1 protein-coding gene is annotated in these 1061 nt (G+C 39.4%); it reads right to left on the bottom strand.

Annotated features, from left to right (window positions below; genetic code table 11):
- The coding region (locus ACP7AV_RS17145) for a transposase (RefSeq protein ID WP_426093008.1) at positions 1-959 on the bottom strand (959 nt) is incomplete at its 3' end.
- Between the last annotated feature and the right edge of the window lie 102 nt (positions 960-1061).

Raw genomic sequence — 1061 nt, 5'->3', positions numbered from 1 at the left:
GGTGCGTGAGCAGAAACTCCTGGAATAGCTACCAACACATCAATGCCAAGTCTATTAGCATAATCGAACTCACTCCCTGTGTGATAGCCTTTATCATAAATGGCGGTAAAATTGTTGTGTCCCAAAATGTTTTTGGCTCGGCGTAACATTCCTCCCATGGCTTTGGAATCGTTTTCATTGGTCACCTTGAAATCAATGGGAATGTTATGCAGCGCATCCACTGTAGTTTGTACCGTGTAGGCGACTTCAGAGATGTTATTTCGCGTCATGATTTGACGACTATCCGGATCCGAAGTCGAAATTTGGGTAACCCCTGTAGTATCAATTGTATTTTGATACCCAATGTATTTTTGTTTCTGAATGATATGCTTTTTAATCTTTTTTTCAATAATTTGTTTTTCTAAAACATCCCCATCTTCTTTGGCTAAAGCCTTGTTATATTCTTGCAGTCTAGCATCGATATAGGCAATGTGACGTTCTATTTTATTGGAATTAAAATTATTTTTCTTGGAGTTTTGCGCCCGAAGTTTGGTGCTGTCACCAGCGAGAAGGCTTCCGCCAATGAGTTCAAAATGGGAGGCTAGTTTTACCGTTGCCCGAAAAACGCGCGCAATAGCTTTGGGATTGTTTTTGCGAAAATTAGCAATGGTATTGTGATCAGGAACCAAACCTTTCAAAAGCCACATCAGCTCAATGTTCCGACTGCACTCTTTCTCCAAAGTTCTGGAGGAACGCATGCGATTGAGGTACCCGTAAATAAAGAGTTTGAGCAAATCCGAAGGATGATAAGCAGGTCTTCCGTTTTCGACAAAATCGAAAGTAAATCCAAAATCAGCAAGTTTAAGACTGTCTACAAAAAGGTCAATGAGCCTGATTTGGTTGTCTTGCGCAATGGCATCATCAATCGATGAAGCAAAAAGCGGGAGTTGGTTTCTGTTAATTCCGTTGATGAATTTCATCCTTAAATATAATAAAAACCAACGAGTTATGCAAATTATTTGAACGATTTTTACTACAATTTATTTAACAGGGAGAAAGGAGGTTATTAGACAGTTTGACGT

Origin of the sequence: Flavobacterium sp. DSR3-2, from assembly GCF_049896525.1 — a bacterium.
Classification (GTDB): domain Bacteria; phylum Bacteroidota; class Bacteroidia; order Flavobacteriales; family Flavobacteriaceae; genus Flavobacterium.
Note: the sequence above shows the minus strand (reverse complement) of the source record. Positions and strands in the feature narration are given on the sequence as shown.